This window comes from Streptomyces tibetensis (assembly GCF_007655005.1).
Lineage (GTDB): Bacteria > Actinomycetota > Actinomycetes > Streptomycetales > Streptomycetaceae > Streptomyces > Streptomyces tibetensis.
This window is the reverse complement of record NZ_SZVW01000015.1, coordinates 47,292-64,380: the sequence shown is the minus strand read 5'-3', so window position 1 is coordinate 64,380 and position 17,089 is coordinate 47,292. Positions and strand designations below refer to the sequence as shown.

Here is a 17,089-nt window from a genome sequence, read left to right as displayed (position 1 = left end):
AGCCTGCCGACCCGGCGGTGCCGGGCCCTTCCGGTCCGGCGCCGGGTCGCTGAGGTCGTGACGCTCCGTGACAGCGATGCAAGGGCCCCCAACCCGTCCTCAATTCGGCGGACTGCAGATCGTGGGCCGCCGTGCCTCCACGGCCTCGGCGACCCGGGCCGCCGTCTCCCGCAGCCACATGTGCGCCGCGTCGTGCGTGTGTACCGGATGCCACCACAAGGCCTGCTGGATCGGCACGGCCTCATAGGGCGGTTCCATGATGCGGACGTGTGCGAGTCCGTCCAGCTCGTCGGCGAGACGCCTCTGAAGGAGAGCTACCCGGCGGGTGCCCGCGACCAGGAGTGGCATCAGCTGGAAACTGTCGACGGAGACCGCCACGCGCGGCTCGATGCCGAGCGCGGCGATCTGGCGGGCGGCGGGGGCGTCGTAGGCTCGTTGGTAGGTCACCCACGGCAGTCGGGCCAGGTCGTCGAGGGTGAGCTGCTCACCGACCTCGGGGTTGTCGTCGGCGACGAGGAAGACCCAGCTGTCCTGGTAGAGCTCGACCGTGGGGAAGCCGCGAATGATGCCGTGGGGCAGCAGTAGCCCGTCCACGGTGCTGAGCAGGGACCCGGTGCTGTCGATGAATTCGTTGGGTACCTGTTTGAACCTGAGCCGGATGCCTGGTGCCTCGGCTTGGAGGGTCCGGGCGAGTTCGGCGCCGAAGACGGCAACCGCGTAGTCCGAGGCGATCAGCGTGAACTCGTGTTCCTCGCGGGAGGGGTCGAATTCGGCCTGACTGGCGAAGACGCGCTCCAGCAGGTCGCAGGCGGTGGTGGTTCGGTCGAGGAGGGCCTGCCCGAGAGCGGTCAGTTCGTAGCCTCCGCCCACCCGGGCGAGCAGGTCGTCGTCGAAGTGGCGGCGCAGCCGGGCCAGGGCCGCGCTCATCGCGGGTTGGCTGAGCCCGATGCGCCGGCCGGCCCTGGTGACGTTGCGCTCCTGCAGGAGGGCGCGCAGGGCAACGACCAGGTTGAGGTCCAGGCTGGCCAAGTTCACGATGCATCCCAATTCCGGAGCCGGCCCCATCGGTATTCACCGGCTGGATTCTTATATAGAGGGAATCGATTTCCCTGATTGCAATTTACGGGCCAGATTGGTGGGACCGCAATCGGGAGGACGTCTCCGTGAAATCCGCAGCCGCGTCGGCACCCTTCGCACCCTTCTCGGGCCCTTTCGCCATCGGCACTCTCTCCGCCTCGGGCGGAGCCGCGTTCTGCGGCCTCGTGGAGCCGGACGGCCGGGTGCTCGACCTGCGCGCGGCACTGGGTGAACCCGCGCTGACGACCCTTACGCTCCTGGAGCGCTGGGACGCGACTCTGCCCCGCCTGCACGCCCTCGCGGCGGCTCCGGCCGGCGCATGGCTGTCGCTCGATGACCTGCGGGTGCACGCGCCCGTCGAGCCCCGGCAGATCTTCCAGTCCGGCGCCAACTACCGGCAGCACGTGATCGACCTGGCGGTCGCACACCGCGCCCCGGATGCCCCGGGCACCGTCGAGGAGGCCCGCGCCGAGGTCGCGGCGGTCATGGACAAGCGGGCCGCCGAGGATCTGCCGTACGTCTTCATCGGCCTGCCGACCACGATCAGCGGCCCCTACGACGACGTGGTGCTGCCCTCCTGGGCCCAGAAGCCCGACTGGGAGCTGGAGCTGGCCGCGGTGATCTCCCGCCCCGCCTACCGGGTCACCGTGGAGGAGGCGCTGGAGTACGTCGCGGGCTACACCATCGCCAACGACCTGACCGACCGCGCGACTGTCTTCCGCCGGGACATGCCCCCGATCGGCACCGACTGGCTGCGCAGCAAGAACGCCCCCGGCTTCACTCCGCTCGGCCCGTGGATCGTCCCGGCCGGCTCCATCGCCGACCCCTCCGACCTGCAGGTCACCCTGAAGCTCAACGGCGAGATCATGCAGGACGAGTCCACCAAGGACATGATCTTCGGTGTCGCACGGCTGATCTCGTACATCTCCCAGACCGCCCGGCTGCTCCCCGGCGACCTCGTCCTCACCGGCAGCCCGGCCGGCAACGGCATCCACTGGGGCCGGCTGCTGCGCGACGGCGACGTGATGGACGGCTCGGTCACCGGGCTCGGCGCCCAGCGCACCCGCTGCGTCGCGGAGGAGGACCGATGAGCCGGATGAGCGGCGATCGTATCGACCGTACCGATCCCGAGGCGGCGATCGCCGAGGCCGCCAAGGCGTACTCGAACTGGGGCCGCTGGGGTGAGGACGACGTGCTCGGCACGCTCAACTTCCTCGACGAGGCCAAGCGCCGCGAGGGCGCGGCCCTGATCCGCGACGGCGTCAGCTTCTCCTTGTCACAGGCCTTCGACATGGACGGCCCGCAGAAGGGCTGGCGGCGGCGTACCAACCCGGTGCACACGATGCTCGCCACCGGCACCGACGCGGCTCTGGGCGGTCAGGGCTTTCCGCACGGTTTCGGTGGCGCCGACGACGTGATCGCCATGCCCTTGCAGTGCTCCACCCAGTGGGACGGGCTCGGGCACATCTTCGATCACGGCAAGGCGTGGAACGGCCGCCCGGCGGAGAAGGTCGTCACCTGCGAAGGCGACCTGGTCACCGGCATCGAGCACATGGCTCCGCACGTCGCCGGGCGGGGCGTTCTCCTCGACGTGGGCCTGGTCATCGGCCGGGGCGGCGAACTGCCCGACGGATTCGCCATCACCGAGGAGCACCTGACCGCGACAGCCGAGGCGCACGGCGTGACCGTCGGTCGTGGTGACCTGGTCCTCGTGCGCACCGGACGGCTGGCCCGCGCCCGTCACGAGGGCTGGGGCGACTACGCGGGCGGGCCGGCGCCGGGGCTGAGCTTCAGCACGGCCGGCTGGCTGCATCGGAGCGAGATCGCCGGGATCGCCACCGACACCTGGGGCTTCGAGGTGCGGCCCAACGAGTTCGACCACGCCTTCCAGCCGCTGCACCAGGTCGCCATCCCCCACATCGGTCTGCTCATCGGTGAGATGTGGGACCTCGACGCCCTCGCCGCACACTGCGCCGCCGACGGCCGGTACGAGTTCTGGCTCACCGCCGCGCCACTGCCCATCACCGGGTCCGTCGGCTCACCGGTGAATCCCATCGCCGTCAAGTAACGCCCTGAACTGCCGGGCGGGCCGCGCCCGGACGGCAACGCCACACTCACCCGCCCGGCCCGCAACACCCCCTCTGCCGCTCGAAGTCACACGGCGCAATCTCAGGGAGAACCCATGAACGAACCCCGTCCCCGCACCGTCCTCGTCATCGGCGGCGGCGCCTCCGGCAACGCCGTGACCGTGCTGCTGCGGCGGGCGGGCGTCGCCGTGGAACTGATCGAGGCCGAACCCGACTGGAACGTGCTCGGCTCCGGCATCACCCTCCAGGGCAACGCGCTGCGCGTGCTGCGCGAAGTCGGCGTGTGGGACAAGGTCCGCGAGAGCGGCTACGCCGTCGACGCCGTCGGCCTGGCCGCACCCGACGGGACCGTGTTCCATGTCCAGCAGGACATCCGCACCGGTGGGGACGACCTGCCCCCGATCTTCGGCATGCAGCGGCCCCGGCTCCAGGAGATTCTGTGTGAGGCCGTTCTCGAGAGCGGCGCGGCGGTACGCCTCGGCACCACCGCCGAGGAACTGGTCCAGGACGCGTCCGGCGTCACCGCCCGGTTCAGCGACGGCACCGAGGGTCGGTACGACCTTGTCATCGCCGCCGACGGCGTCGGCTCCCGCACGCGCGCCATGATCGGCATCAGCGACAAGCCCGAACCGACCGGCATGGCCATCTGGCGCGTTCCCGCGCCCCGCCCCGAGAGCGTACAGCGCAAGGACCTGTCCTACGGCGGACCGTGCTTCATCGCCGGCTACTGCCCCACCAGCGAGAACACCATCTACGCCTACCTCGTCGAGGCCAACCGCGACCGCGCCTCCATCGATCCGGCCTCGTACGCGGACGAGATGCGGCGGCTGGCAGCGCCCTACGGGGGTGCGTGGCCGGAGATCGCCGCGAGCATCACCGACCCCGCCGAGGTCAACTACACCTGGTTCGAGCGGCTGCTCGTCGAGGGCTCCTGGCACCGCGGGCGAGTCGTCCTGATCGGTGACGCGGCCCACGTCTGTCCTCCCACGCTCGCCCAGGGCGCGGCCATGTCGCTGGAGGACGCCTCCGTACTGGCCGAGATGCTGACCGCGGAGCAGGACTGGAGTTCCCTGGACGCCCTCCTGACCGGCTTCTACGAACGCCGGATCGGCCGTGTCCGCATGGTGGTCGAGGCATCCGTGCAACTCGGGCAGTGGCAGATGGACGGCGCCCGTGACGCCGACGCACCCGGGCTGATGGGCCGCACGATGTCCGTCCTGAAGGAGACCCCGTGAGCGCCGTGCACCCCGTGGGATCCCAGCACAGCGCACCCACGATCGACGTCCACGCGCACGTCCTGCTCCCTCCGGTCGAGGACGCCGTCGCCGGACACCCCGGGCTGGCCGCGGCCCGCGATCTCGAGGCCCGCCGCAACGGCCCCGAGGCCATCGCCGTCAGCGGCCCGATGTTCCGCGACCGCTTCCCGAAACTGACCGACGTCAAGGCCCGGCTCGCCGCGATGGACGCCTCCGGGGTAGACGTCCAGTTGGTCTCGCCGTCTCCGTCGCACTACCACTACTGGGCCGACGAGGACCTGGCCCGTGCAGTGTGGGAACTGGCCAACGAGGGCACCGCCGCGCACGTCGCCCAGGCCCCGCAGCGGCTGCACGGCCTCGGCCTCGTCCCCCTCCAGCACCCGGACCTCGCCGTCGAAGCCCTCGAGCACGCCCTCGGCCTGGGCCTGCGCGGTGTCGAGATCTCGAGCCACGCACCGGGACGCGAACTGTCGGACCCCGCGTACGAACCGTTCTGGACGCGGGCCGAGGAAACCGGCGCGATCCTCTTCCTGCACCCCTTCGGCTGCACGCTCGACGAGCGCCTCAACCGGTGGTACCTGTCCAACACCGTCGGCCAGCCGACCGAGAACGCCGTCGCCCTGTCCCATCTGATCTTCTCCGGAGTCCTGGACCGGCACCCGGGGTTGCGCATCGTCGCCGCCCACGGCGGCGGCTATCTGCCCACCCACATCGGCCGCTCCGACCACGCCTGGCGCGCCCGCACCGACACCCGCGGCTGCGCGCACCCGCCCAGCAGCTACCTCAAGCAGCTGTACTTCGACTCCCTCGTCCACGACCCGGACGTCCTGCGCGAGCTGATCCGGGTGGCCGGCCCGGACCGGGTGCTGCTCGGCTCCGACTTTCCCTTCGACATGGGCACCGACGACCCACTCAGTGCTCTGCGCGACGTCATCGACCTGCCCGCCCCCCACTTCCACGCCGTACGCGGCGGCAACGCGGCAGCGCTGCTGCGTCTCACCTGAGGAGCCCGACATGACCAACCGCCTGCTCACCCACCTGCGACACGTCGACCTGGCCGTGCCGGACTACGACAAGCAGCTCGACTTCTACGCCGGTGTCTGGGGCCTGACCAAGGTCGCCGAGGACTCCGGCATCTCCTTCCTGGCCGCCGAGGGCTCCCCCGAGCAGTACATCGTCCGGCTCCGCAAGGCCGAGGAGAAGCGCCTCGACCTCATCTCCTACGGCGCGGCGAACCCCGCCGACGTGGACACACTCGCCGAGCAACTCCTCGCGGGTGGAGTGCGGTTGATCTCCCAGCCGGGCAAGGTCGACACCCCCGGCGGCGGCTACGGCCTCCGCTTCTTCGACATCGACGGCCGCACCATCGAGGTCTCGGCCGACGTCGAGGCGCGCCGGCACCGTCGTGTCGAGGAGAAGGAGTCCATCCCCGTCCGTCTCTCGCACGTCGTCCTGAACTCCCCCGACATCGACGCCACCCGTGCCTGGTACGAGCAGCACCTCGACTTCCGGCTGTCCGACACGATGACCTTGCCGCACATGGGCGACGTCATGCACTTCATGCGGATCAGCAACCAGCACCACTCCATGGCAATCGCCAGCGGTCCGCACACCTCCCTGCAGCACCTCTCCTTCGAGATGCGCGGCATCGACGAGTACATGCGCGGCTCGGGCCGCGTGATGCGTTCCGGCGCCCGCAAGATCTGGGGCCCCGGGCGGCACATGGCGGGCGACAACACCTTCACGTACTTCCTCGACCCGCACGGCAACACCGTGGAGTACACCACCGAGCTCGAAAAACTGGACGAGGACACCTGGCACCCGCACATCTACGACCTGACGAAGCCCGAGAACGCCGACCAGTGGGGCACGTCCAACCCGATGAACGAGATGGTCGCCAAGGAGATGCTCAACGACGTCGACCGCGGCGTCTTCGTCGCTCCGCCGGTCTGACCCTTTGCCCCCTGGGGCCCGGCGCACTCCCCCGCCTGCCATGCCGCCGGGCCCCAGGCCTGTGTCAACTCACCCAGTTCCCTAGGAATGCCATGCGTTTCGCCACGTACGAACAGCACGGCCGCAGCCGTCTCGCCACCGTCGAGGACGACGGCGTCCTCCACCCCTGCCCCGGTGCGGGGACGCTTCTCGACCTGATCCAGGCCGGTCCCGAGGCATTGCGCGAGGCGGGCAAGGCAAGCCTGGACGTGCCGTGCGGCCCGCACGTCTCCCAGGTGCGATTGTTGCCGCCGCTCCAACCGCCGTCCGTACGCGACTTCGTCACGTTCGAGGAGCACGTCGAGGGGGTACGGCGCAGCATCGACGGAGTCCCGGGCGCCCCGGACGCCTGGTACGACGCGCCCACCTTCTACTTCACCAACCCCTACGCGGTCATCGGCGCTCACGACGACGTCCCCGTGCCGCCCGGCAGCCAGGCACTGGACTTCGAACTCGAAGTAGCGGCCGTCATCGGCCGCGAGGGCCGCGACCTCACCCCCGAGCAGGCCCGCGACCACATCATCGGCTACACCATCTTCAACGACTGGTCCGCGCGTGACCTCCAGTCCCGCGAGATGCAGGTCCGCCTCGGCCCCTGCAAGGGCAAGGACACCGCCACCACCCTCGGGCCCCACCTCGTCACCGCGGAAGAACTGGAGCCCTACCGCGACAGCGACGGATTCCTGCGCCTGGCACTGACCGCCGAGATCAACGGCGAGGTCGTCGGCAAGGACCTGCTGTCCAACATGAGCTGGACCTTCGAGGAGATGACCGCATACGCCTCCAGGGGCACTTACGTACGCCCCGGCGACGTACTCGGCTCCGGCACCTGCGGCAACGGCGGCTGCCTCGCCGAACTCTGGGGGGTACGCGGCCGCCAGCACCCGCCACCGCTCAAGCCAGGCGACACCGTCACCCTCACCGTCGAGGGCATCGGCACCGTCTGCAACACCGTGGTACCCGGTGCCGAACCGGTGGCCGTCCCTCGCGCCCGTAGGCGCCCGCGAACGCGCCCGTGAACCGCGCACACCCCAAAGCTTCCTGGCCGGGCACCGACCCTGTGTGGGAGAAGCCCGCCCTCACCGACTACCAGGTCAACGACGACCAAGGCTGAGGAATCCACCATGAAGAAGCTTCCCGTCCAGCGCGGCCGCGTCGCCGTCATCGGCGCCGGGCCCGGTGGCATGGCCGCCTCGCTCTCCGTCCACCAGGCCGGCCACGAGGTCGTGCTGTTCGAGCGCTACCCGCATGCCAGACCCGCCGGCAACATCCTCAACCTGTGGCCGCCACCCATCAAGGCACTCGGGCTGCTCGGAGTGAACACCGAGGACCTGGGTGCGCCCTGTACGTCCGAGTTCCGCAACTCCCGCGGGCGCCGCCGGGTCCGCGCGGCCCTTCCGGAGCAGGTTGTCCGCGACTACGGCGGCGGCTTCGTCGGCCTGCTGCGCCCCGAGCTGTACGAGCGGCTGCTCGACGCGCTGCCCAAGGGAGTCCTGCGGGTCAACCACACGGTGGAGCGCGTCGAGCAGGACGAGAGCGGTGTTCGACTGCACCTCGCGGACGGACGAGTCCACGAGGCGGACCTCGTGATCGGCGCGGACGGCATCGATTCCCTGGTCCGCCGCACGCTGTGGGGCGACAGCCCCAAGCGCGAGCACAACCTGCACATCTTCGGCGGCTACACCTTCGACGAGAACGTCGAGACCGAGCCCGGGATGTGCGTCCTGTCCCACACCCGCACCGTGCAGGGCAGTTGGACCGCCATCCGCGACAAGGGACGTGACGGCCACCAGTGGTGGGTACTCGAAGCGTTCGACGCAAGCCGGGAATTCACCGGGGACCCGCACTCGACCGCGACCAGCCTCGGTCAGGCCTTCGCCCGTCCGCTCCCCCAGCTGATCGCCGCGACCGACCCCGCGCACGTTCAGCGCTGGGTGATCCGCGACCGCAAGCCGCTGAAGCAGTGGTCCAAGGGCCGCGCCACCCTCGTCGGCGACGCCGCTCATCCCACCTCCCCGTACGCCGGGTACGGCGCCGGCATGGCCACCGAGGACGGCTATTTCATCGGCCGCCGCCTGGCAGGGGTGGACCTGAGCGACTACGCCGCTGTCCGCCACGCACTCGACGCCTTCGAGGCCCCCCGCAAACCGCACACCACCCGGCAGTCCCGGCACGCCTACGTCCTCGGGCAGGTCTTCCATCACGCGCCGCGCGCTCTGCAACCGGTCCGGGACGCGATCCTGGACCGCACCCCACTGATGCAGAAGGTGGTCGGTGACTCCACCCCCAGCTCGATCCTCGCTCAGCTCGGTGAGATCGACCGGGCCGAAGCCCGCTTCATCACACTCCTCGGCCTCGGCGGGACACACGACACCGCTTCCTGAACCACGTGGCTGGGGCCGCGCCCGGCGGGGCCGGCGCTGCCCCAGAACAGCAGGCCGCCCGACGCACGCCCCGGCGCAGAACGCCAAGCGTTCATCACCGCTGCTGCGGCGTTTCCTGAAGGCGTTTTCCGAAGGCACCACCTTCAGGCCCTCAGAGCCCTTGCCTACCCCCGTGGCTCCACGGATGCGGGGGCCTTGGTGAAGCTATTCCGTCAGCGTGCCCATCGCACGGTCGAGCAGCACGGCCAGGGGAACGGCGCCCCCACAGGCCACCCAGCCCGTCGCGGCCGCATCCAGACAGGCGAGCGCGGCCCCGGAAAGCGCGTTCGGCCCGACCTCCTCCGGCTGGTCGGCGCTGACGCCCAGCCGCCGGGCGATCTCCGGCTCCAGCATCGCCTGCCAGCTCAGCTGCTTCTCGAAGTGCCGTGCGCGCAGTGACGGAGTCTCCTGGAGCATGCGCAGATAGCTGAGCGCCTGCTCGGGTGCCTGCTCGTTCGCCTGCGTGAGGACGTCGAACGCCCTGCGCAGCGCCTCCCAGGGACGCTCAGTGTCGGGGCGGGCGGCGAACGCCTCCGCGATCTGACGGCCGGTCTCCTCCAAGCCCTGCAGGACCATGTCTTCTTTGGTGCCGAAGTACCGGAACAGGCTGGCACGCGACAGCCCGACCTCACCGGCGATCTGGTCGACGGTCGTCCCGTCGAATCCCTGCTCGCTGAAGAGCCGGAGCGCGACCTCGACGACTTCCTTCCGGACCGTCGCGCGCATACGCTCCCGCAGGCCGGGCGGTTTGGTTGCGGACTGGGCGGAGGTGCGGGCGGCGTCGGTCATGAGTAAAGAATACAACAGCGACTCAATCTGATACTGAGCATCAGAAACCTGGGCTCCCCGCCGCCGCAATGTCCACGCCGGCCGTTCAGGTCACTCCCACGGAGGACGTCAGCGGATGCGCGGTGAGGGTCCACTTGACTTGGAGGACATGCCCGGCCGCACCCAGTCCGCCCTCGGGGGACGGCAGCGCTGACGACGAATCCCCGGGCCGCCAGCAGGGAACGTGACGGCGGCAGGCCTGCTCACCGTTCCCGGCCAGGCGGACCGGCCGCGCCCCGCCCCGTGCCCGCCCGGCCCTCCCCGTCACCCCGACAGGAAGGGCCTACAGTGCGCCGGGGACGCCCGGACACCTCGGGAGCCGCGAGTGGATCCTGACCACCGAGCCCGTCTTCCTGTCTGCGGGCTGCCGCCCGAACCGTCCACCTCGTCACGGATCGGCCCGCGGCGTCTGGCTGCCGCGCGCGGCTTCAGGCCGCGGCGCCCTCGGCCTCGGCGGAGACCGCCGCCCACTCCTCCCAGGTCTTCAGCCGCTCGGCATAGACCTGGGGGACGAGGTGGAGGGGGGCCGTGCCGAAGAAGACACGCAGCGGAGGGTTGTCCGCGTCGACGATCTCCAGCAGGGCCGGGCCGGTTGCGGCGGGGTCGCCGGACTTGACGTCGCTCCAGGCGGCGGCGACGGCGGCGCGCAGGTCGTCGTAGGCGGGCAGCTGTTCGGCGAAGGTGGCGGAGGAGCCGGCCCAGTCCGTTTCGAAGCCGCCGGGCTCGACGAGGGTGACCTTGACACCGAATCCGGCGACCTCCTGGGCGAGGGCCTCGGTCAGGCCCTCCAGGGCCCACTTGGAGGCGTTGTAACCGCCCAGATTGGGGAAGGAGACGACGCCGCCGACGGTGGAGATCTGCACGATGTGGCCGCTGCCCTGGGCCCGCAGGAGGGGCAGGGCGGCCTGAGTGACCCACAGGGCGCCGTAGAAGTTGGTCTCCATCTGACCGCGGACCTGTTGTTCCGTCAGCTCCTCGACCGCGCCGAACAAACCGTGTCCGGCGTTGTTGACGATCACGTCCAGGCGGCCGAAGTGCTCGTGCGCCTGCTTGACGGCCTCGAATGCGGCGGCCTTGTCGGTGACGTCCAGCTTCAGCGGCAGGACCGCCTCACCGTGGACGGCCACCAGATCCGCCAGGGAGTCGGTGTTGCGGGCGGTGGCCGCGACCTTGTCACCACGCTCCAGGGCCGCCTGGACGAACTGACGACCGAAGCCACGCGAGGAACCGGTGACGAACCAGATCTTGCTCATGAGGACACTCCCGTTCGAAACGAACTTGCAATACGAGACTCTAGACTCGATTGATACTCAGTATCAAGTAGTTCCTCTGTAGATTCTTGAGCATGAGTAGCTCCGCACACCTTGGACACAGCTCCCGGCCAAGCCGTCGAGCCGGCGTGGCACAAGCGAGCGACGGTTCAGGCAGAGGCGACCCAAGCAGCGATCCGGCTCTCGACCACCCCGCTGGCTGCCCCGCATCGGCACCCTGCACGACCTGCGACGCGCCCACTCGCCGGGCATCCGCTCCGTGCGCATGGGCCCGCACTGCCGAGGCCGACATCTCCCGCCCACCGCAGCGCCGCGGCCCGCGGGCTGGGCATGGGTGTGGCGGGCTCCCCGATGTTGTCCCCCTGGCCAACCCGCCGGAGGAAGCACGGCTGCGACCTGTCCCACTCATGGATGCCGCCGACGTACGGGACGTCCTCACCGGCCACGTGGCGTACTCGTCCGTCGACAGTTTCGCCATGGAAAGCGGTGGCACGACGGCCGACCTGCCAGCGGTGATGATCAGCACGTCGGCCCCGCCCGACCACACGGCCCTGCGCTCGTCTCAGGCGCTGGTTCGCTCCCGCCGTGCTCCGCGAGCAGGAAGCACGCGCCCGCGACATCGTGACCGACGTCCTCGACGTACAGGCCACTGCCATGGCCTCCACACCTGCCTGCCCCTGCGCACCACTGGCCCGGTTGGAGTCCCGCGTCGTCCTGGAACAGTTGCTGGAGCGCTTCCCCGAACTGCGGCTTGCTCCCGGCTATCGCCGTGAGGCCGCTGCGGGCCTGGTCATGGTCCGCCGCCCGGCCCGGCTCGACGGCTTGCTCTGATCTGAGCGGGGCTTCTCCGAAGGACGCCGTGCTCATCGACCACGGCGCGCTCGGCAGGCCGGAAGACCGTCGCCCGCCACGAGGGCGTCGGCCGGGCCGCGGAGCAGCTCAGGGCCGGACAGCCGACGCTCATCACACGATCAGCCGGCACGGTCATCGAGGGGGTGTGCTTGCCCGCAGGACGACGTTCGGGTCGACCGGTACGATCCGCGGGGCGTCATCGTCGGAGAGCGCGAGCTCCATCGCGAGGAGCCCGACCCGCTGCAGAGGAACGGTCACGGACGTCAACTCCGGGACGACGTCCACCGCCGGGCCGATGTCGTCGAAGCCGGCGACGGCGATGTCCCGGCCGGGGACAAGCCCGGCGTCGCGGAATGCGGTCATCACACCGATCGCCATGACGTCGCTGACCGCGAAGACGAGTTCCGTGCCGTCCAGTCCCCGCCGGACGAGCTCCCGGGCCGCCGCACAACCCCCTCGGCGGCTGAACTCGGCTTCCACCACCAACCGTTCGTCGACGCCGATGCCGAACTCGCGCAGGCCCTCCACGAAACCGCTGCACCGGTCACGGGACGTCCTGAGTGCGGATCCTGCGCGGACCACCGCGAACCGCCGGTAGCCGAGCCCTACCAGCGCGCGGGCAAGCTGCCGCGCTCCACCGTAGTTGTCGATGCTGACGGTGTGGAACGGCAGGTCGTGCTGGCTGATCAGGACGACGCTGCCGCCCGCTTCCCGGTAGGCGTGGAGCTCCTCGACGAGTGCGTCGCGGGCATCGGCGCCGTCGACGCGGCTGCCGGTCATGACGATGACGCGGGGGCGCATGCCGCGCAGCGTCCCGACGATCTGGAGTTCGCGCTCCGGGGAGCGGTCCGCGACCGCCATGGTCACGATGAGTCCGGCGGCCTCGGCTGCCTGCGTCACACCTGCCGCGATGGAGGAGAAGTACGGGTCGTCGACACCGCTGACGACCAGCGCGGCGATGTTCGTCGAACCCCGCGCGATGGCCTGGGCGGACAGGTGCGGTGCGTAGTGCAGTTCCGCGGCCGCGGTGAGCACACGGTCGACGTTTTCCTGCCGGACGTTGCGGACGCTGCCGTTGAGCACCCGCGACGCCGTGGCCTGTGAGACGCCCGCAGCCCGCGCCACATCATGCAAGGTCACCTGGCGCCCCTCGGATACGGCCTCCCCGCGACGCCGTACAGGCGCTGCCGCTCCCTCGTCCATGCCGCACATTGTGCACCGAGCCGCCCAGCGCCTGGAAGTCGCGCAACACCACCGAGGGTCACTCCGCAGTCCGGTGCGCTTACTGCGCCGCACCTGCCTTGCGAAACCCGACCGGGCCGACCCGACCACCTTCCAGCCGGGCGACCATATCCCGAGTCGGTCACCGGCACTTCCGTCCACACCTCGGCGGCCTGGCCGGGGATATCCTCGGGTAGCGTCGACGGCGGCTCGTTTTCGTGGTGCGGGAGGGACGGCGCGATGCCCCATTCAGCCAGGCCGACCGTCACCCTGCGTGACGTGGCGGCGGCCGCAGGTGTGTCGGTTTCGACCGCGTCGCGAGTGCTGGGCGGCAGTTCCCGGACAGTCGCGGAGGAGTATCGGCAGCGGGTCGTCTCCGCCGCGGCCGCGTTGCGCTACACCGCGGACGCCGCGGCCCGGGCGATGCGGCGCGCGAACGACTCGATCGCGGTCGTCGGCGACGACCTCACGACCCCGTCGATGGGAATGGTCGCCGCGGCGATGGAACGACGGGCGCGCGACGCAGGTGCGTTCGTGACCGTCTCGTCGACCCACGGCACCGCCGAGCGGCAGCTCGCAACCGTCCGGTTGCAGCGTGCTCTGCGGCCGCGTGCGCTCATTCTGACCTCGAGCCGCCTCTACACGAACGCCCTCGGCGGGCGCCTGCTGGACGAGTTGCTCGGCTACGAACGCGAGGGCGGCCGGGTAGTGATCGTCGGTGACACCGACATGCCGTTCGACTCCATCAGCTTCGACAATCACGGCCCTGCCAAGGAATTGGCCACCTACGTCGCCGGGGCGGGGCACCGGCACGTGACGATCCTCGCCGGCGCGCGTGGGCAGGGGAACGTCTCGGCCCGTACCGCGGGCTTCATAGCCGGTCTCCGCGACGGCGGCGTCGAGGAGCAGCACGTCCGGATCTCGCACTGCACGGTGAGTCGCCAGGGAGGGTTCGACGCGGCGCGACGGCTGGTCGCCGAGGGGCTGGAGCCGCCACACGCGGTCCTCGCCGCCAACGACACCATCGCCATCGGCGCGATGTCCGCCTTCCGGACTGCCGGGGTGGCGGTGCCGGACCAGGTCTCGGTGACCGGTTTCGACGACATCGAGCTCGCGATCGACGTGACACCGCGGCTGACGACCGTGTCGTTGCCGCTGGCGCAGGCAGGTGCCGAGGCGGCCCGCCTCGCGCTCGCGGACCGTACGGAAGCAGAGCATCTGATGTTGCGCGGGCAGGTCGTGGTGCGCGACAGCACGGTGATCCACGTCGTCTGAACCGCCCCTGAGCCGGTCACTCCCACCGACGCGCACAGCGCCTTCCGGTCACCAGACCTGCCACGTCAAAGCCGCATTTTTTACCCGCTGACCGACGCTTGACGCCTTCGAACACGGACGGGCACACTGCGCGGAATACGATTTCCCACTGAGAAAAAGACTCCTCCATCGGGCGGGCCCCGCCTCTGCGATCCACGCGACAGGCCCCGCACCGGGTCTCAGTGCAAGCCACACCCACACCCGCACTCCCTCCTAGGAGGATCTCCCGTGCACCACGTCATCGGACTGCCTGACAGGCACGTCAGACGGTTGGCGGCCCTGGCCGCCCTGCTCATGGGACTGGCCCTGCTGACCGGCCGAGCGCTGGCGCCCGCGTACGCCGCCACCGACACGGCGATCACCGTCGACGGCACCAGCGCAGGACGCACCTTCGACGGCGTCGGCGCGATCAGCGGTGGCGGCGGCAACACCCGCCTCCTGGTCGATTACCCGGCCACCCAGCGCAACCAGATCCTGGACTACCTGTTCAAGCCCGGTTACGGCGCCGCCCTGCAGATCCTCAAGGTCGAAGTCGGCGGCGACGTCAATTCCACCGACGGCTCCGAGGTCAGCTTCGAGCACACCAAGGGCGACATCGACTGCAACGCCGGCTACGAGTGGTGGGTGATGGAGCAGGCCAAGGCCCGCAACCCCGGCATCAAGCTCTTCGCCCTGGCCTGGGGCGCCCCCGGCTGGGTCGGCAACGGCAACTTCTACACGCAGGACGGCATCGACTACATGATCGACTGGCTGGGCTGCGCCAAGCAGCACGGCCTGTCCATCGACTACATCGGCGGCCTCAACGAGAAGACGTACAGCGCCTGGTTCTACCAGAACCTGAAGTCGGCCATGGCGGCGAACGGCTACGCCTCGACCAAGCTGGTCGGTGGCGACGAGACCGTCTGGAACATCGCCACCGGCATGAAGAACAGCACCGCCCTGTACAGCGCCGTGGACATCGCCGGCGCCCACTATCCCTGCACGTACCAGTCCGCGATGACCACCTGTTCCTCCTCCGCCGACGCCCGGTCGCTGGGCAAGCCGATCTGGGCCAGCGAGAACGGCTCGGAGAACGCCGAGACCGGGGCGGCTCCGGTCGCCCGCGCCATCAACCGCGGCTATCTCGACGCCAAGATGAGCGCGTACATCAACTGGCCCATGGTGGCCTCCGACTACCAGAACCTCTTCTTCCACGACCAGGGCCTGATCACCGCGAACCAGCCCTGGTCCGGCGCCTACAGCGTGTCCCGCACCGCCTGGTCCATCGCCCAGACCACGCAGTTCACCTCACCCGGCTGGAAGTACCTCGACAGCGCCTCCGGCTACCTCGGCGGCGACCGCGCCAACGGCAGCTACGTCAGCTACGCCGCGCCCGACAAGAGCGCCTGGAGCACCGTCTACGAGACCCTGGACGCCACCGCGTCCCAGACGGTCACCTTCGACGTCGCCGGCGGCCTGCCCGGCGGCGCCCTGCACGTGTGGTCCACCGACCTGTCGCAGCCCGGCGGCGCCACCCCGCACATGGTGCGGAACAGCGACCTGACCGCCTCCGGCGGCACGTACACCCTCACCCTGGACCCCGGTCACGTCTACACCGTGACCACCACCACCGGTCAGGGCGCCGGAACGACCACCACGCCCACCCGCAACCGCCTCTCCATGCCGTACTCGGACTCCTTCGCCGGCTACGGCACCGGGCAGGAGGCGAAGTACTTCGCCTCGATGAACGGCGCCTTCCAGGCCGCCCCCTGCACCGGGGGCCGCAGCGGCCAGTGCCTGCGCCAGACCGCACCGATGAAGCCGATCATCTGGTGGGCGCCGGCCTCGAACGACGTCCAGCCCTACACCCTCATGGGAGACGTCGGCTGGAGCAACTACACGGTCAGCTCCGACGTGCTGCTGGAGAAGAGCGGCAGCTCCGCGGAGATTCTCGGCCGGGTGGGCACTCAGTCGAAGTTCAGCACCGGGCTGAACGCCTACCACCTGCGCCTTTCCGACACCGGAGCCTGGTCGCTGCTGAAGACCGGCACCACCGGCACCAACTCGTGGAGCTGGACCACCCTCGTCAGCGGCACCGTCACCGCACCCGGCACCGGCACCTGGCACAAGCTGGCCCTGACCTTCCAGGACAGCACCATCACCGCCAAGATCGACGGGAGCACCGTCGGCACGGTCACCGACACGAGCTACGGTGCGGGCCTGGTCGGCCTGGGCACGGCAGGCTACTACCCCGTCGAGTACTCCAACCTGTCCGTCACCCACGAAACCGTCCCGGACCTCTCCGGCACCTACAAGATCATCAGCGTCGGGACCGGCAAGGCGCTCACCGCCTCCAACGGTGGAACCGGCGACGGCACGCCCATCGTCCAGAAGACCGACCAGAACAGCGGCAGCCAGCAGTGGAAGCTGGCCTACACCAGCAGCGGCTACCTCACCGTCACAGGTGTCACCAGCGGCAAGGCACTCGACATCAACGCTGCTTCCACCTGGCCCGGCACCCAGTTGCAGCTGGGGACTTCCAGCGGGAGCGTCAGTCAGCAGTGGCTGATCGCGCCGGCCGGCAGCGGCACCTACACCATCGAGTCCCGGTCGAACGGGTACAAGGCCGACGTGTACAAGGCGCAGACCACCGACGGCACGCCGATCGACCAGTGGTACACCAACGGCAGCAACAACCAGCGATGGAAGCTGGTCAAGGTCTCGTGACCAGCTGAGGATCCGGCCGATCCCATGGGCGGGGCGGGCCCGAACCGCCGGCCTGCCCCGCC

Annotated in this window: 14 protein-coding genes; 10 read left to right on the top strand and 4 right to left on the bottom strand. The window is 69.9% G+C overall.

Going from position 1 to position 17,089, the window contains the following annotated elements; translation table 11 throughout:
- Positions 1-99 precede the first annotated feature (99 nt).
- Entirely contained in the window at positions 100-1,035 is a 936-nt protein-coding gene (locus FDO69_RS25260; protein ID WP_104782144.1) for a LysR family transcriptional regulator, read from the bottom strand.
- Between the two features lie 128 nt (positions 1,036-1,163).
- Between FDO69_RS25260 and FDO69_RS25255 the strand changes: the two genes are divergently transcribed.
- The 7 genes from FDO69_RS25255 (at position 1,164) to FDO69_RS25225 (ending at position 8,796) form a co-directional block, all read left to right on the top strand.
- A complete protein-coding gene (locus FDO69_RS25255) occupies positions 1,164-2,168 on the top strand; it encodes a fumarylacetoacetate hydrolase family protein (protein WP_104782143.1) in 1,005 nt (334 codons plus the stop codon).
- A gap of 5 nt (positions 2,169-2,173) precedes the next feature.
- A complete protein-coding gene (locus FDO69_RS25250; RefSeq protein ID WP_104782317.1) occupies positions 2,174-3,145 on the top strand; it encodes a cyclase family protein in 972 nt (323 codons plus the stop codon).
- Between the two features lie 114 nt (positions 3,146-3,259).
- The gene (locus FDO69_RS25245) at positions 3,260-4,399 is read left to right on the top strand and encodes an FAD-dependent oxidoreductase (protein ID WP_104782142.1); all 1,140 of its coding nucleotides are present in this window, start codon (positions 3,260-3,262) and stop codon (positions 4,397-4,399) included.
- On the top strand, positions 4,396-5,424 hold the full coding sequence (locus tag FDO69_RS25240; protein ID WP_420878538.1) for an amidohydrolase family protein: 1,029 nt from the start codon (positions 4,396-4,398) through the stop codon (positions 5,422-5,424). The genes FDO69_RS25245 and FDO69_RS25240 overlap by 4 nt, the downstream gene beginning before the upstream one ends.
- A gap of 10 nt (positions 5,425-5,434) precedes the next feature.
- Complete coding sequence (locus tag FDO69_RS25235; RefSeq protein WP_104782141.1) at positions 5,435-6,373, top strand: VOC family protein; 939 nt, start codon at positions 5,435-5,437, stop codon at positions 6,371-6,373.
- A gap of 92 nt (positions 6,374-6,465) precedes the next feature.
- Positions 6,466-7,431 carry a fumarylacetoacetate hydrolase family protein gene (locus FDO69_RS25230; RefSeq protein ID WP_104782140.1) on the top strand — a complete coding sequence of 322 codons (966 nt, stop codon included), beginning with the start codon at positions 6,466-6,468 and terminating at the stop codon, positions 7,429-7,431.
- Between the two features lie 105 nt (positions 7,432-7,536).
- Positions 7,537-8,796: an FAD-dependent oxidoreductase gene (locus FDO69_RS25225; RefSeq protein WP_104782139.1), complete on the top strand. Its 1,260-nt coding sequence runs from the start codon at positions 7,537-7,539 to the stop codon at positions 8,794-8,796.
- 204 nt (positions 8,797-9,000) lie between these two features.
- Here the strand turns inward: FDO69_RS25225 and FDO69_RS25220 are convergent, their stop codons facing one another.
- Positions 9,001-9,624 (bottom strand): TetR/AcrR family transcriptional regulator, encoded by a 624-nt coding sequence (locus tag FDO69_RS25220; RefSeq protein WP_234388089.1) that lies wholly within the window; start codon positions 9,622-9,624, stop codon positions 9,001-9,003.
- Between the two features lie 467 nt (positions 9,625-10,091).
- Entirely contained in the window at positions 10,092-10,916 is an 825-nt protein-coding gene (locus FDO69_RS25215; protein ID WP_104782138.1) for an SDR family oxidoreductase, read from the bottom strand.
- A 603-nt stretch (positions 10,917-11,519) separates the two neighbouring features.
- On the opposite strand from FDO69_RS25215, the gene FDO69_RS42235 reads away from it, so the two are divergent.
- Positions 11,520-11,765: a hypothetical protein gene (locus FDO69_RS42235; RefSeq protein WP_234388088.1), complete on the top strand. Its 246-nt coding sequence runs from the start codon at positions 11,520-11,522 to the stop codon at positions 11,763-11,765.
- A gap of 153 nt (positions 11,766-11,918) precedes the next feature.
- On the opposite strand, the gene FDO69_RS25205 is transcribed toward FDO69_RS42235, so the two are convergent.
- Positions 11,919-12,926, bottom strand: a complete 1,008-nt coding sequence (locus FDO69_RS25205; RefSeq protein WP_199838311.1) for a LacI family DNA-binding transcriptional regulator — start codon at positions 12,924-12,926, stop codon at positions 11,919-11,921.
- A 321-nt stretch (positions 12,927-13,247) separates the two neighbouring features.
- Between FDO69_RS25205 and FDO69_RS25200 the strand changes: the two genes are divergently transcribed.
- Positions 13,248-14,282 (top strand): LacI family DNA-binding transcriptional regulator, encoded by a 1,035-nt coding sequence (locus FDO69_RS25200; protein ID WP_159030647.1) that lies wholly within the window; start codon positions 13,248-13,250, stop codon positions 14,280-14,282.
- Between the two features lie 267 nt (positions 14,283-14,549).
- A complete protein-coding gene (locus FDO69_RS25195) occupies positions 14,550-17,027 on the top strand; it encodes an RICIN domain-containing protein (RefSeq protein ID WP_234388087.1) in 2,478 nt (825 codons plus the stop codon).
- Positions 17,028-17,089: the final 62 nt, after the last annotated feature.

Bases quoted from the DNA above. Each gene is read 5' to 3' on its own strand.
- FDO69_RS25225 (WP_104782139.1), top strand. From the start codon at position 7,537: ATGAAGAAGCTTCCCGTCCAGCGCGGCCGCGTCGCCGTCATCGGCGCC.
- FDO69_RS25200 (WP_159030647.1), top strand. From the start codon at position 13,248: ATGCCCCATTCAGCCAGGCCGACCGTCACCCTGCGTGACGTGGCGGCG.
- FDO69_RS25220 (WP_234388089.1), bottom strand. From the start codon at position 9,624: ATGACCGACGCCGCCCGCACCTCCGCCCAGTCCGCAACCAAACCGCCC.
- FDO69_RS25235 (WP_104782141.1), top strand. From the start codon at position 5,435: ATGACCAACCGCCTGCTCACCCACCTGCGACACGTCGACCTGGCCGTG.
- FDO69_RS25230 (WP_104782140.1), top strand. From the start codon at position 6,466: ATGCGTTTCGCCACGTACGAACAGCACGGCCGCAGCCGTCTCGCCACC.
- FDO69_RS25215 (WP_104782138.1), bottom strand. From the start codon at position 10,916: ATGAGCAAGATCTGGTTCGTCACCGGTTCCTCGCGTGGCTTCGGTCGT.
- FDO69_RS25250 (WP_104782317.1), top strand. From the start codon at position 2,174: ATGAGCGGCGATCGTATCGACCGTACCGATCCCGAGGCGGCGATCGCC.
- FDO69_RS25245 (WP_104782142.1), top strand. From the start codon at position 3,260: ATGAACGAACCCCGTCCCCGCACCGTCCTCGTCATCGGCGGCGGCGCC.